The 15,366-nt window shown below is 38.0% G+C and carries 14 protein-coding genes; 8 read left to right on the top strand and 6 right to left on the bottom strand.

The annotated features are described in order from the left end of the window. Positions 1 to 525: 525 nt before the first annotated feature. From EZ449_RS02865 to EZ449_RS02855, 3 genes are all read right to left on the bottom strand, one after another. Entirely contained in the window at positions 526 to 1,191 is a 666-nt protein-coding gene (locus tag EZ449_RS02865; RefSeq protein WP_131556438.1) for a DNA-binding transcriptional response regulator, read from the bottom strand. 11 nt (positions 1,192 to 1,202) lie between these two features. After that, on the bottom strand, positions 1,203 to 2,858 hold the full coding sequence (locus EZ449_RS02860) for a tetratricopeptide repeat-containing sensor histidine kinase (RefSeq protein ID WP_225872208.1): 1,656 nt from the start codon (positions 2,856 to 2,858) through the stop codon (positions 1,203 to 1,205). Positions 2,859 to 3,055: 197 nt separating this feature from the next. Continuing rightward, a complete protein-coding gene (locus EZ449_RS02855) occupies positions 3,056 to 3,250 on the bottom strand; it encodes a hypothetical protein (protein WP_131556437.1) in 195 nt (64 codons plus the stop codon). A 374-nt stretch (positions 3,251 to 3,624) separates the two neighbouring features. Between EZ449_RS02855 and EZ449_RS02850 the strand changes: the two genes are divergently transcribed. Beyond that, positions 3,625 to 4,698 (top strand): hypothetical protein, encoded by a 1,074-nt coding sequence (locus EZ449_RS02850; RefSeq protein ID WP_131556436.1) that lies wholly within the window; start codon positions 3,625 to 3,627, stop codon positions 4,696 to 4,698. 1,075 nt (positions 4,699 to 5,773) lie between these two features. On the opposite strand, the gene EZ449_RS22560 is transcribed toward EZ449_RS02850, so the two are convergent. The 3 genes from EZ449_RS22560 to EZ449_RS02840 form a co-directional block, all read right to left on the bottom strand. Further along, positions 5,774 to 5,944 carry a hypothetical protein gene (locus tag EZ449_RS22560; protein ID WP_165499677.1) on the bottom strand — a complete coding sequence of 57 codons (171 nt, stop codon included), beginning with the start codon at positions 5,942 to 5,944 and terminating at the stop codon, positions 5,774 to 5,776. Between the two features lie 57 nt (positions 5,945 to 6,001). After that, complete coding sequence (locus EZ449_RS02845; RefSeq protein ID WP_165499676.1) at positions 6,002 to 6,826, bottom strand: sensor histidine kinase; 825 nt, start codon at positions 6,824 to 6,826, stop codon at positions 6,002 to 6,004. Between the two features lie 528 nt (positions 6,827 to 7,354). After that, positions 7,355 to 8,080 (bottom strand): LytR/AlgR family response regulator transcription factor, encoded by a 726-nt coding sequence (locus tag EZ449_RS02840; protein WP_131556434.1) that lies wholly within the window; start codon positions 8,078 to 8,080, stop codon positions 7,355 to 7,357. A gap of 257 nt (positions 8,081 to 8,337) precedes the next feature. On the opposite strand from EZ449_RS02840, the gene EZ449_RS23440 reads away from it, so the two are divergent. The 7 genes from EZ449_RS23440 to EZ449_RS02805 all read left to right on the top strand — a co-directional run bounded on the left by EZ449_RS23440 (position 8,338) and on the right by EZ449_RS02805 (position 15,365). Next, complete coding sequence (locus tag EZ449_RS23440; protein ID WP_131556433.1) at positions 8,338 to 8,568, top strand: helix-turn-helix transcriptional regulator; 231 nt, start codon at positions 8,338 to 8,340, stop codon at positions 8,566 to 8,568. A 12-nt stretch (positions 8,569 to 8,580) separates the two neighbouring features. After that, positions 8,581 to 11,691 (top strand): efflux RND transporter permease subunit, encoded by a 3,111-nt coding sequence (locus tag EZ449_RS02830; RefSeq protein WP_131556432.1) that lies wholly within the window; start codon positions 8,581 to 8,583, stop codon positions 11,689 to 11,691. An 88-nt stretch (positions 11,692 to 11,779) separates the two neighbouring features. Next, on the top strand, positions 11,780 to 11,989 hold the full coding sequence (locus EZ449_RS02825; protein WP_131556431.1) for a hypothetical protein: 210 nt from the start codon (positions 11,780 to 11,782) through the stop codon (positions 11,987 to 11,989). Between the two features lie 22 nt (positions 11,990 to 12,011). Next, the gene (locus tag EZ449_RS02820; RefSeq protein ID WP_131556430.1) at positions 12,012 to 12,257 is read left to right on the top strand and encodes a hypothetical protein; all 246 of its coding nucleotides are present in this window, start codon (positions 12,012 to 12,014) and stop codon (positions 12,255 to 12,257) included. Positions 12,258 to 12,538: 281 nt separating this feature from the next. After that, positions 12,539 to 13,528 (top strand): hypothetical protein, encoded by a 990-nt coding sequence (locus EZ449_RS02815; protein ID WP_131556429.1) that lies wholly within the window; start codon positions 12,539 to 12,541, stop codon positions 13,526 to 13,528. A 332-nt stretch (positions 13,529 to 13,860) separates the two neighbouring features. Continuing rightward, positions 13,861 to 14,265 (top strand): hypothetical protein, encoded by a 405-nt coding sequence (locus EZ449_RS02810; RefSeq protein WP_131556428.1) that lies wholly within the window; start codon positions 13,861 to 13,863, stop codon positions 14,263 to 14,265. A gap of 44 nt (positions 14,266 to 14,309) precedes the next feature. After that, on the top strand, positions 14,310 to 15,365 hold the full coding sequence (locus tag EZ449_RS02805; RefSeq protein WP_131556427.1) for an efflux RND transporter periplasmic adaptor subunit: 1,056 nt from the start codon (positions 14,310 to 14,312) through the stop codon (positions 15,363 to 15,365). The last annotated feature ends 1 nt before the right edge of the window (position 15,366 follow it).

Here is a 15,366-nt window from a genome sequence, read left to right as displayed (position 1 = left end):
TGTCTAATCTTATTCATGCTGAGCAGTTTGTTCGCCATATTTATAGGGGTAAGCTTGATGCTTACCAAACCTATATAATTGGCGGGTTAAACTATGCCCAATTGCGTGATATGGTAAATATAGTGGTGCAGTATGTGTCGGAATGGCAGAGTGAAATAATCCTGCAATAAACCAAAAGTGGTGCACTTTGCCTCGGAATATTTAATTACCTCAAACAAAAACTGGTGTACTTTGGCTCGGAATGACTGGTGTACTATGCCTCGGAATGGGTGGTGTAGTATAGGTCGGAATATCCAGTTCTGGAATCCAAAGGTTCATCAGGCGAAATAACTGTTTTTTGTATTCATCTTTTACATCGCGGTATTTATTAGCGGTTATACCTGCAGTTTAGATTCGCTTTACGCTGTAAAAGACGTTTTACTACGCTTAGGTTAAGTACCGCGTTAGGGAAGGTGTTTGGGAATGAACAAGGCAACTTGACTTAAGACCATGGACTAATAAAAATGCTTAATGCTCAGCACAATCCTAAATTATACCAATATCCTTACAATAAGCTATCAGCTGTTCATTTTTAGAGAATCCCAACACTTCTTTCATCACGTTGAGGCGTTTTTCGATGCTGCTTAGTCCGGATGGTTTAATGTTGTTTTCCTGTAGATAATAGGGGATGTTTTTTTGAGGTATTCCATCAACCAGCTGCGAGATGATTGCAATATCAAGTTCTGTAAAATCGTGGGAGTTATTTTCTTTTCTAGCAAGCTTTAAATCTGGTGACCGGTATTTTTTATCATTATTGATTGCATTGATGGCCAGTTTTAGGTAATGGCCATCGTGACGTGCTTTTCTTACATAACCATCAATATTCATTTCCTTAAATAGCATGTCGATAACTGCGGTTTTACTTTCCCCAGAAAACACCAAGGTTTTTAAATCAGGTTGCACCTTTTTTGCAGCTTTTATGAGTTCAGCGCCTCCCTCGATTTTTTGCCGATTATGGTCTTCTTCAAAATAAAGATCGGTAATTAGCAGATCGTAAGGTTGCACCGTTTTCACAGCATTTTTTATCCAGGTAAGTGCATCATCACAATAATAAACATATTCAGGGTTTTCTGCTCCCAGATCTGCCAAAGTTTTCTGCAGTGAAATATTCTGTGTTTCTTGATCTTCGGCAATAAGTATTCTTTTAAACATATATAGTACAATTAGGAAACCGGAAAAGAGATTTGGATTTTGAGTCCCTTTTCAACTTTCGTATCAAAGGTAATTGTACCGCCAATTGCATCAATACGGGTTCCCGTATTTGTTAAGCCATTTTTAGGTCGCGGCTTATCTGCGATACCAATGCCGTTATCGCTATAATAAATGTTTATTTTTTGCTGTACCTGCTCAAATTTAATCACCACATCGCTTGCCTTGCTATGTTTACCCATATTTACCATCAGTTCCTGAAGAATATGTTCTATTTCGTCTTTGGCTAGTTCAGAAACCTTTTCCCACAATGGGGCCGAATTCCCAACCAGTATTACCCTGGTACTTTCGGAGGCGAAAGATTTTAACAGATCAAATATTTTTTCGTGGAAGTTATGATTTTCGGATTTTGGTCTTTCGTATGAAAGATCACGCGACTGCTCATAAAGTTCCTCTATCTCGTTAACAATAGGGCTATCTTTTAACGTTTCCTGATTATCGAGTTTGCTCATGATCCTATACAGTCCATTGGCCACCACATCATGTACCTTTTGGGAGGTTTTAAGTTTGTTATCGCGGATAGAATTTTGAGCTTCAAGCTCTATTCTTTGCTTTCTTTTTTTGTAGAGAATGGTACCTGTAAACAATATTAAAATAATGCCGAAAGCCAAAATAATGATTTGGTACCTTTTGCCGTCATTATCCTTTTGCAGAATAAGGTTGTCGGCTTTGCTTTTCTCCGTTTCATAACGGATCAGTGTGAATTGGTTTTTGGCAGTGTTGCGTGCATTTTGCGAACTATCAGCCAATTTCTCATAAACATTGAAAAAATGTTTAGTTTCCTTGGGCGGACTTAGTTTGATGAGTTTTTGTAAGGCTTCAAGTCGATCAGTTACACTTTTTACAGTTTGAGCCACAGTATACATATTGTAAGCATAGAAAAGCGCAGTATCTGGCTGTTTCAAAATATAATAATCAGCAAGATGTGCGTAACTTGAATTTTGTCCCCATAGATCATTTTCTTTTTTTCGAATTTGTAGCGACTTTAAAAAATCTGGTACTGGATTGTGATTAGAATCTTCAAGCCATTTCGTCTTGGCAATGTTTGTTAGTACGCGGGCATATTCTTGTTCATTTTTAGAGGTTTTTGCTAAAATCTGGCCATATATTTTCAGTGCTGATTTGTAATCTTTTATTTCTTGATAAACCATAGCTTTATTATTTAGATACATACGGGTATCTAAGGAATCGTCAGAAAATTTGATTGCAGAATCGTATAGTTTTAGTGAATTATTATAATCTTTTAGATTGTATGTGGCAATGCCTAAATTATTATAATTAGATCCCAGATAATAATGATGATTTGTATCATCTTCATTCAAATATTTATTAGCCTCTATTGAGGTTTCCTGACCTCCGAAATAATCACCTGCATTAGTTAGCAAGATGGCCATATTAATTAAGCTACTAGCTGTGCTTAAACTATCTTTATTTTCTATTCCAAACTCTTTTGCTTGATTGAAAACTCTAAATGCACTATCTGGGTTTCCATTATCCCGATATTTTTTGGCTATATCGTAGTATGGGTTATGAAATTTCCTTTTAATTCTTTCTTTTTTTGAACAAGAAAGTAGAAAAAGGAGAAAGATAAATAATGAGAGCAGTTTCAAGGGAATTATTTTTTATTCGAAAATACAAAAAAAAATCCCTGATTAATTTAATGTTTTTACTATCAGATAAGTTATGTTAATCTGATAAATTACTTGTTTGAAATTTGTTAATGTTTATTTAGGATGTAAACAGTCTGACTGTATTGAAAATAGTTAAAAAAGTGAAGATGGCAACTAGCCATCTTCATTAAATGATACTATCTTGGAGGATTTTGTCCTGTGTCTCCACCTGTACCATCGTCACCAGGGTCCGTATCTCCCGGGTCACCTGGATCGCCAGGTGTGCTAGTGCTTGTACTTACCGTTGTACCGTCATTTTGGGTACAGTTGCTGCTTGTATTTGACGGGTTTACCAAGCCTAATAATATGGCAATAAAAATAGGAATAAACATAATTCAAAAATTTAAAAGTGACGTACACGTAGTTCCCCACGCCCCATGCGTGGGGGTTGCTACAAACTGTAAATCAGAAGGCCTTCTGAAATTTTTGGGAAGTGGTGAGTGTCTGTCGCGGGAGTAAATAACTGCTTCCCAAACCGGTTAGTAACGACCGCGATTTTTAGTCTTTTTTACATTTAGTTCTTTGCTCGGATTATAGTTGAGCCGTTGCTCGAATTAATTGTTGGGACAAATATCAAGGCTTCAAATCACTAGTTTTCAGATAATTCCAATGATTCCAAAGAATTCTTTTTAAATTCCAAAGAATTCCGGAAACCCGTAAGAATTTCAGAAATTCCATTTTTACCTTTACATTAAATTTTTGAAAAATGCCTGAAGATTATCAAGACTTAGTATTGGCTGCCTATGAAAAGATGAGAGATAATGGGAAGCTGGACGCAATTTTGTCCAAAGAGACAACAACCAAATTAAGAAGAGCCTGTTTGAAGGTTTACCAAAGTAGGTTTGATCCAAAGGATAAGGATATACTTGCAATGTTCTTTGGAGTAGATAAAATGGATTGCGATTTTCAGAAAATTTTAAACAAATCTGAGCCTGGGGATTATAGAGCTCTTTGGAACCACGTCAGGGGCGAGACAGATACAACCGATGAAAGAAATAGTAATCTTTTGGCATGGTTAATAGATTTGGAGCCCAGACCGAGAAGTTCTTATTATTTGAGCCCTGATAAGACAATTACCATAGGTGGGAGACCTATTGATGATTTCTTTCTGCCTCCAACAAAAGTGGCTTCAACAACATCCTCGCTTGGTGGAAAAACTATAATGCCTCAAGGAACTAGTTTCATTCCTCTCTTTTCATCGCTACGCATCAGTATCTTCTGCGCTATTTTACTGTTTGTTGGAGCCTTTTCTTTTGGCATTTGGGAAAGTAGCTCCAGAACCGTTAAAACACCTAAGGACAACGAGAAATTTATGTATTGGAATGGGGATCACTATGAGCCGATTAAAGATGACAAACAAAATATTGGTACTCCTATAATTCCGTTAAATATTCAGACTTTAATACAGCAAAGAAAAATCAGCTTACCTGATACCCTAACAAGTTATTCGATTGGTAAGGTTTGGTACAAGGGATATGGAAATAATCACGAATATTTTACTGCTGCTGGCGTTTACCCTCCTGATACGGCTAGAATACTAAAAAAACTTTCTTCCGGTATCCTACGAGATCATATTTCTTATTACCGCTATTTGTTTACCCGTTTGGTTTGGTTTATATGCACGGCCTTTTTTATAAGTCTTTGCGGTTTTGCAGTGAGTAAGCTAGAGAAAAAGGTTGACGTAAAGGGCGATTCCCGAAAGCAGGTTGTCACAGATACATCTTTTGAGATAAATGCACCTCCCATTATGGAACAAAACAAGGATTCCTTATCGGTGTGATGATTAATAAGTATATCTTGTATACTTACCAGCATCAATTTGGAGCTTTAAATTGTAGCATATGTTCAGGATTTTTCTTGATAATATTGATATTTAAAACCCAGGAAAACCCTGGCTTATGAAAAATATCGACCATTTAATAAGAATAAATCCTCAATTGGGAATCGAAATGTTGGTTGCTGCATTTGGAAAATCTGATGCCTCCGAGGAAAAGGCCCTGGCTTAGAAAAGTTAGGTTAGCACTATTGATCGAATTAATATGTTCATCTTTCATGTGGGTGATGCCGCCATGATTGTCAGATTATTCAAATAAATGATGTATGTGTAAGATGAGTTTTTTTATCAAGTTCTAATGAGCTAGGCGGCGAGCCGCAAACCCTAATCAGTTCGCCAGATGATTGATAAAATAAGGTGAAAACGGCTGGCTGATTACCAGCCGGGAAAAAGTTGAAATTACAATTTACTCATTACGCATTCAACAAACGCTTTCCTAGGCCTTGGAGCAGCAACGGTTCTACAACACGAGGCGATTGCGTTTCGAATTTCCTGCTCGGATCTTACTGAATGTTTTTTGATTTTTTTTACAAGATAATCAACTTCCCAGGGTTCTTCACACGAGAAGAATCGTCCATCTCGGGAGTCGCGAATCTTACGATTATCATAATCTTCCCAATCTTCGTTCAAAATTCTTTGTGGCATAATTTTAATTTTATGTTTAATAATATTTAATGGCAAAATAGCCAACAGTAAAACTGGCTATTTTTGATTATCTATTTTTACGGGAAACCTTTTATGCTAGCTTTAGTACATCGTTTGGTTATCCTAATAATATACAACCAATTACAAGCAATACCCACATCGGTTGAGACTTTGTGCATACCAATAACAACTGGGTCGAGCAGTACATGAAACTCCAATTCGCACCCAGCTTACCAGAGACTTATAATTTTATCATTACCCTTCGATCGAAACCAGATAATTAGTGCTTTACGCTGCCGACTTAATCATGTGCTCGAGGAGGAATTCCTATAAGCTAAAGAATGGTGACCGGTCTACACAGGTCTCGATATTCTTTCTAAATCCAATCTCGCATCCATCGAAAAGTGGCATATTCGAAAGCAACTTCATCTGTTGCCAAAGTAACAAAAGGTGGTCTCGCTTTCATGTCCTCAGCAATCCACAAACTGTAAATAAATAGCGATGTCGTATTAATAGATGGCTGTTTGAGTATAGGAAATTCTGACACACACCCGAGATTTAGACAGCTAAATAAAAGTTAGTCCTTAGTCACCCACATTATATTCTAAACAGAATTCTTTTGAATCTCTTTTAACGGGATACGGATATTCAAGGAATATTGATTTAGTAAATCTGTATTTGATTGAAATACGATATCAGTACCATAGGCATATATCAGTCTCTGATGTATATTCTTAATGCCTTTTCCGCTCGAAATTGAACGGCTGTGATTTCCTGTCCGATTGGTACTTTCTATATAGAAGTTTTCCCTATCAGTATATAATCTGATGCATGCTCCATGATCTCTGTTTGAAAAATCTCCATGCTTCAAAACATTTTCTGTAATTGTTAATAGTACAAGGGGAATGAATGTCAAGTGTTTAGTTTCTTTTCCATATTCAAACTTGAGATTAAAATTATCGTTCTTTCTCATGCGATAAAGATGAAGTAAGGTTTCTACATGTTTTAACTCTTCACCTAGATTTATGAACTTCCCTTGCTTATCTGAATCTATCGCGTACCGCATAAGCCTGGACAGGTGGATAATTCCCTCACTGGCAATTTCGGGGGAGCCTTTAATATTGTGATATATGAAGTCAAGGGTATTGAAAAGAAAATGAGGGTTTATCTGTGACTTTAGATAGGCATTCTGGGTATCAGAAAGTTCCTGCTCAGTTCGCTGGTGTTCTATTATGTTATTGAGATGTTCCTGGCGAAGAATTTCCTGCTCCCTACGAACTTTAAAACGCTCTTTAATCAAAAAATACCCACATGAAAAACCCATAAAGTATAAACCACGATAGATGTTCTTTAATACAAACTGATAGTTTAACGGGTTTTTTCCTTCATCAACTATAGCGCCCGTATGGATTAGAAGAAGGTCTGCCAAATAATGGAAAAAAATATAACCTAATAGATAGATTGATAACGCCACCGGTAGACGCCACCACCTTGACACTTTAGTGTTTACGGACCACGGCAAAAGATATTCACACAATAGATAAAAGAAAGATATAATGACCGCGTAATGCAATAGGTAGGTAAACGGATTTCCAAAAATATTATATACGAGCCCGATTACCAAGGTTTCATAAACAATGAATAATGACCAGGCAATAAAATGTACTTTATTGCCAATAAGCTTTTTGATTAAAAGTTTTTCATGCGGAATCCCCATTTGGTATAACGGATTAGGTAAATGGTATACAAGTTTTCTCTTAGTGCAATTTGAAAATTAAGTTGCGTTAAAAAATGTTATGGAAACAAAGAAAACTAATTTAGTCGCTCGAACAGTATTTATTTTCAAACGCAGCCGCGCATCATCTTCGGCAGATACAACAGAGCCAACAACATCAATGCTTACCACCACAGTTACCGGACACCCACCCAGAAACTAGGAAGCTATCAGGGGCGAGTATTATCTTTTCCCTGATTTAATGATTTTCCTAGATATAAAATCAGCAAAATCCTTTCGGTAATATTCCCCGACGACGATTTGCGTGCCATCAGTCATCTTGATCGTATTTCCATCAATCGACATAATGTAACTTTCGGATATGATGAAGCTTCTCTGATATTGCACAAATCCAGTATGTTTCTTTAAAATTGAAGAAATTTCAGATAGTGACATGTACGTAAGAATATTTTTTTTTGTTGTATGGATAAGTACATAGTTTCTTTTGCTTTCCACCGCGATAACATCCGCAAAATGAATGCTTACAAGTTTTGAATTGTCTTCCTTGCTTTTTACAAAAAAGAAATTATTTGGAATCGGCTCTTTTTCCTCTTTTCCCTGGAATAACTTATTCATTGAGATGATAAATTCTCCTAGCGTGTAGGGCTTAAGAAGGTAATCGTCTGCATTAAGTTTAAACGCCTCATATCCGTATTTGGTATGGCCGGTAGTAAAGACAATTTTTCTCGCATAACCCCGCAATTCCTTAAAAAGTTCAATTCCGTTAATGCCCGGCATGTCAATATCCAGTAGGATAAGATCAACTGGTGGAAGCTTTTGGATTTCATTCAAAGCGGTGAGTGAATCATAATATGCGGATACAAAATTCAATAATGGAAAGGCCCCGATATAGCGTTGGAGCCCTTCGATAGCATGGGGTTCATCGTCTATAATAATGCAGGTATACATGTCGTGTTCATGAGTCTTAAATGTAGCTAAAATTTATTTACGAGCACAATACATAGATAAAAATTTAAATGCACTACTGATTGCTTAACCCTTTGATAAGCAAAAAAAACAGCATGTGAATGTAAATCTATTTCCCCAACCTACCGATTTTGGAATCGGGTTAAGCCAGTTTGGTATAAATAATTTCACATCCTCCACGGTTGGGTTTATTATTATAAAACCATCAATATAAATTCTTTTAACTTAATGTTTCTCAAATGAAATTTTTAATCGGTGATACCCTTCGGATATTGAGAAAGAAAAGAGACCTTTCCCAGCAGGAAGTGGCAGATTTCCTCTGTATAAGCAGGCCTACCTACGTCCGTTATGAACATAATATTGTCGAACCAAATCTTACCCAGTTTGCCAATCTAGCACAGCTTTACAATATCGGACTGAAAGAGATCATAGATTTGATAAGTGTCGATAACCAGCAGATGCATAACTGAAAGATAAGCTGAATGTTGAGCCCGTTTAGAGTTGTTATAGCCTTTCTGGCAATTTCTGTATTATCCTTTTTGTGTATTCCAAGGCTCAGGGTAAACCTTCTTCCAGAAGAGCAGGGGAATACTCTGGTAGTGAGGTATCTATTGCCCTCATCCTCCCCTGAACAGGTAGAACAAGAAGTAACCTCTCTTCTTGAAAATGCTTTCTCGCAATTGAGGAACCTAAAGGCCATTACATCTTACTCCTCTTACAATTCAGGGAGAGTAGCATTGGAATTCTCACATGGTGAGAATATCGCCTATCGCAGGTTTGAAGTTGTGACTATTCTACGGCAACTCCGTACGGCATTGCCATCATCGATGCCATTTCCAGAGGTAGGCCTTAATTCGGAGAGCAGCTCAAGGATTTCAGCGCCAGTACTACTTTATGCTTTCAATGGCCCTCAAAGCAGCTATAAGATAAAGTACTTGGCTGAAGAAATTTTCAGGAAGGGCATAAGTGCTATGCCAGGTGTGAGCGAGGTAAATGTGTCAGGCACCAAAGGCAGGCAGCTAAAGGTTGACTATGATCTTGAGAAACTCGCCGCTTATCATTTACAGGAGGCAGACATTAAGAAAAAACTAGTGGAAGTATCTAAAAGCACTTATCCCGGTAGTGTAACGGTAGATGGAAAACGTAGTCTTTTTTTGACGATAGAAAAACCAAGGCTAACAACGGAGTTTATCTCTGACCTAAATATTACGGGAACAGGAAATTCAAAGGGAGTTAGGCTCCGACAGCTTGCCAATGTTTATATTGAGGAACGAAAGCCAGTAGAGTACTTCAGGGTTAACGGCATTAATGCAGTAACTATAAGTGTCTTCTTACAGTCAAAGGAGAATGTCATCATACGTTCCGAACAGATAAGGAACGAAATCGAAAAACTGCGTTCCGAGATGCCTCAAGGTTATGGCTTGTCTTTAGTTCATGACGAATCTGTATTTCTTAAAAAAGAGATATCCAAGAATTATAAAAGGACTGCAATCGCAATTTTGGTCCTGACCATTTTCATATTTATTGCATACAGAAACTGGAGGCATATTGCCACCCTTCTGCTCAGTCTTTTTGTTAACCTTAGCCTGACGGTAATTTTAGCATGGTATTTCAATATAATAGTGCATCTATACACACTAGCCGGACTTGCAATTTCATTTGGGATCATGATAGACCATGCTATCATTATGCTAGATTATTATCATCAATATAAGAACCGAAAGGTGTTTATGGCCCTGCTCGGAGCTACGATGACAACTATCGGGTCATTACTTCTCATTTTTCTATTACCCGCGGCAGAACGTAAGGAATTCTCCGATTTTTCATTGGTGATAATTATGGCGCTGTCATCATCATTGTTGACAAATCTTTGGTTCACTGTCGGTATGCATAACCTGCTTTTTCGTGATGGATCAAGATTACCGATTGCAATCGGTTTCCATAAAAAACGGAGGGTATTTATTTTTTTTAATCGATACCGGTCAGTGATCAGTTATATCGCTGGATACAGGAAAGTATTTGTTGCAGTAATAATATTGGCTTTTGGCATACCCCTATTTCTATTGCCTGCGAAGATTGAGGGTATGAACTGGTATAATAAAAGTATTGGCTCAGAGGTTTACCAGTTAAAACTTGCCCCTGTTTTGAACAAATGGCTTGGTGGAACCTTTTGGCTTTTCAAAATAAACAGCTATGAAAAGGGAAATTACAGAAATATTGAAAGAACCAAAATTTTCGTCACTGCGGAACTTCCCGTGGGAAACAGTTTGGAACAGATGAACTCTTTATTCTCTGAACTCGAGAATTTTATAATATCCTTTAAGGGGATTGACAAATACATTACGAGAGTAGAATCAGGACAGTCAGCACAGATTGAAATTACCTTTAGGCCCAATTATGATGACGATTCGTATCCGCTTTTAATAAAGTCAAAACTTACGAGCAGGGTGCTGGACTGGAGCGGCGCATCCTGGGCAATAACTGGGGTTGGTGAGGGGTTCAGCAGCGGGGTAACTGATGAAGCCCCATCCTATCGAATTCAAATGACGGGCTATAACTACGATGAGCTTGAACGGCAGGCAAGACAACTGGAAAAGATTCTTCTGGAAAACAGGAGGATAAAAAATGTTAATCCTGATGAGAAAATAAACTATGCCGATCGAAAAGGCCAGCAATATGTCCTAAATTTCAACACAGGCTTGCCCGGTATTAGGAGCAAAAGTCCCCAGGCATTATTTGCTGGGCTCCTCCCTTTCTCTGAGCAGCAGTTGGCCGTATCAAACTTGAGCATTGGTGAAGAAGCCGTGCCGGTTATGGTAAGCGAGAAAAGCGCGTCCAGTTTCTCAAAATGGGATGTCTTGCATGGACGGATTAAGAGCGGACAGATGAACATTGATCTCAAAGGGGCAGCGACGATTGAACTCGAGCAGACCGCAGGTACAATTTATAAGTCAGACCGTCAATACGTGAAAATTGTCAGCTTTGAATATAACGGCACTTCCTCCTTCGCATCCGATCTTATGGAGAAAAAAATAGACCAAATGAAAAAAAGTATGCCTGCCGGTTACGGAATAGAAATTAGAGAAACTGATTGGGGAGTGAGAAGAAACAATGAAAAATATAGTCTTGGCTTCTACCTTCTGATGATAAATTTTGTTATCTGTGCGCTATTATTTGAAAATTTAATACAACCCATCTACATTATCGCTTGCATACCCATCTCTTTTATCGGCCTCTTCCTTGTATTTTATATCAGCGGATTTCCCTTTGACCAGGGTGGATATGCCGCATTTATTATGCTTGGGGGATTGGTGACCAATGCTGGTATTTTTATCGTTAATGATATCAAAAATATCACAGGGAATAAAAACAATCAAAAGATGATAAAAGCTGTACTAAACCGGTCAAGAACTATAATCCTGACCACTATTGCTTCCATTTGCGGACTAGTGCCGTTTTTGATAGATGGACCATCTGAAGTTTTCTGGTTTTCAATGGCCGTTGGTACCTGCGGAGGACTCATATTCTCTTTTTTCGCAGTATTTGTTTTTCTTCCTGCCTGCCTCTGGAAAAGGGCGTCACATACATTATAAAATGTAAAAAAATAGAGCAAAAATTGTCTCGTTCAATATTTAAATTTGGTTAATTCAATAATTATTAACCCCTTAAAAACTTAAAGTTATGAAAAGAAGTAAAATGTTTTTCGCTATTGCAGTAACCTGTCTGACCTCGTTGTCTGCTTTTGTTCCACAAAAAGCAAAAGCGGTGACTGAGCCTGAGTATGTTTGGGCAACCCTGAGAATGGTGGCAGGAATTGCAGTTTGTGATGGTGCATCAGACAACTGTACAAAACCTGTAACGACTCCGACTACGCCTACCGTTGCACCTTAAGTTTGATTTTGACTAAAATCAAATGACAAAGAATTTAAGTAAAGTTATTGTGTATGGTTTCATCATGGCTGCTGCACTACTTGTTTTGCCTAGACCAGATTCATTTGCGGGTGAACAGGTTCAATCAGATGATTTGATGATCTATGGTTCGCCAAGAATTGTTCAGGGTATCTATGTTTGCGATGGTGCACCGACATCTTGCCAGCACCCATTTCATGCAGACCCTACACAGCCTATTACGCCAGTTGATCCTGGGACCACAACGTAATTAACAGGAAAATTAACTTTAAAACCAGAGGAGTTTGGGAAGCCATACTCCTCTTTTAGCGACCAATGGACAAAAGCAAACTTTTTATAACGATTACACTGTTATCCGCACTTTATGCCTGTAACGGTAAAAAAGAAAAAACTACTTTTTCGGGGAAGCCCAGAGAAATTTCATTTGAATCCCGAGATACCTTAAGACTTTACAAAGACAGCCTTAATTTTCGATTTGCCAATCTGGACAAAATCAGTAAAGATTCTTTACTTGCTTTTAATTATCCATTTTTGGATCTTACATTAATTAATACAAAGCTTGATATCATAAAGAGAATAAGCAAGAAGGCAGACATCAAGGACGGATTTACAGGAGATTTTATCGACCCAATTTGGACAAAAAAAAGCATGGTTGTCTTTCAGCAGGGAAATGCTTCGTCTATCAGTATATATGATGGCCATCTTAACTTTTCAAAAAATATAAAGCTATTTAATAAGATTTACCCATATTTCCTCCCATCAATAAGCTCACAGGCCGTAATGACTAACTTCGGACCAAATAGGTATGATTTTTTGCTGTCTGTTTACAGGCTTGATGTTTCACAGAATACTGCCGAATTTTACAGTAAGTCCGCAACCTTTCTACGACTGGCTATTGATACATCTGGAAATATCCTTGAAAAAACATTTTTGGCTCCATACAATTCTTTTACTGAAGTGAAAGCTGCACTGGATGACAATACTAAAGACTGGGATGGCCCTTCTCCAAGCTTTGATTATTTTAATGGGGAAACATACGTCTTTTACGAATTCAGCGACAAATTATTTATATATGACTCTTCTTTTAGGAAACCAAAAGAAATTCCGCTGATGTGGCCGGATTATAACTGGGAAAGAAGCAACGTTTCTTTTACAAAAAAAGGGGTAAAGACTGATATCGGGGAGTCTATGAAAACTAGTTTTAAGCTGAGGTTTTCCAAACCATTTCTTATCGATCTAAAATATAAAGATGGGTTGGTCTTTATGCATTTCATTAAACCGGTAAAAGATGAAGCCCTTCCCCAGACTTCAATTCAGGAACGTGACTTTATATATCAGACATTTCTTCTGATCATCGATCCAAAGGCCCCGACCAATCAAAAATACATTGACCTAAAAGATGATTTTTCTCCTTACAGTAAGATTTATCCACTCGACAGGAACAATATTATGCTCTTCGGCAATTTTAAGAAAACAGATAATTATGAACTTATCAAAATCAAGCTTAACGATAAAAATTAACCCAGGTCTAGTGTTGATTTTTTTAATTTTTCTTACCGCTTCATGTAATAGGAACAAATTCGGCAAGGCAGGTCAATTAATCCCAGCGAAAGATAGAGCCATATACCAAACGATATACCTGATCGGAGAAAACTCCTGCAACGCCTGCTATGGACATATTCTAAACGCAGACAAGAAAAACTCGATCGTCTATATATTTTCCAAATCCGGTGATGAAAACAGCTTTAAAAGCTTTTTCGATAACCTGAAAGTACAACGAAGCTTCACCCTCCTGGATTTTGCAGCAACCTATACCAAAGATTTTAAAGGACCCTATAAAATTAACATACAAAATGAAGAAATTATTGATATTATCAGCTTTAACAATTAGTCTCATCTCGGTCAGGGCGCAGGATAAATCAAAAATTATCGGCCCAAAGGAGCTAGCTGCCCTTATCTCCTCGGAGTTAAAGCTACAGCATTCCAAAGCAGATTGCCTGATTATACTTTCCTGTGATGACGCGGCCGCCAATACAAAGGCTATGAAAGGAGAAACCGTACAGATGTTCAATAACAGGGCTACATTGATGCTCAGTGACTGTCAGGGAAGGGCTGCCGGAGATTTTAAGACTTTTAGGCCAAAACAGCAGCCTATCATTGAAGGCCTTCGCAATATCTTAAAATCAAAAGGCCCTTATCTGATTGATTTCAAAGATCAAAAATTAAACATGATGATAGATTTGAGCAAGACAAATTAATGGTTGATTAGACAAACTGCAGCTGACACGAATAGAAATTTTTTATGCGCATTTATAGAGTGATTGCCTTCCTTGGACTATGTGGTGTTGGCTGTAGTGGGCCTAAGGATGTGCAGAAAGAGGATTCTAGAGAGCCGGTAGGCTCAAAAGAAGAAACCATTGTTTCCACCTATCAGGTATATCCAAAGCTTTTTAATTATATGGTTAAGGGGAGTGGAAAGATAAAACCGGAAAACCAGCAAATCGTAATCGCAGAAAGCAATGGGCAGCTTACTTATTACGGACTCAAAAATAGCGAAGTGGTGGGCGCGGGACAAATACTGTTGAAATTCGACACAAGGGCCCAGCAGATTAAGATAGAGCAGGTTAAGGAAAATATCTTCAGTAGCAGCCTGAACTATCAGAGCGATTTGCTTAGTCAGGAAAGTCTTTTAAAAAGCAAGAGTAAGGGCATCAGAGACACTGTATACCGAAAAATAAAATCCAGTACAGGCTTGACAAATGCTGAAATAGAAATGAAGGACCTGCAGCTCGAAATTTTCAAATCTAATCTTCGTGCACCATTCTCTGGAAAAATCGCAAATATAAAGGTTCAACCCCACCAGTATGTAAGACAGGGTGACGAACTCTTCACAATCTACACGGACAGATCCCTGTTTTTAGAGACAAAAGTCCTGGAAAGTGACATACTGAGTATCAGGGTAGGGCAAAAGGCCGAGATTCAGCCCATATCTGACGGCAGTAAGTATCTTGCTGTTGTTGACGATATTAATCCAATAGTCGATGATGCCGGCCTGGTACAAATCCGGCTGAAGGTATTAAACCCGAAAGGGCTCATAGCAGGGATGAATGCTATAGCTACCATCCTTATCCCTGAACAAAAATCCCTTTCGGTACCAAAGCAGGCTATTGTAATGCGTAGCGGTAAGGCTGTCGTATTTACCTTTAGGGCAGGAAAGGCCAAATGGAACTATGTAAGTCTTGGTAGGGACAATGGCCTGGAAGTCGAAATAAAAAATGGTTTGCAAGCAGGTGAAAAGGTGATTTTGGAGAATAATTTACAGCTTGCGCATGATGCAGTTGTGAAAGAGCAAAACTAGC

This window comes from Pedobacter frigidisoli (assembly GCF_004331675.1).
Lineage (GTDB): Bacteria > Bacteroidota > Bacteroidia > Sphingobacteriales > Sphingobacteriaceae > Pedobacter > Pedobacter frigidisoli.
The sequence above is the reverse complement of the archived record's forward strand: the minus strand, read 5'-3'. Positions and strand labels throughout refer to the sequence as shown.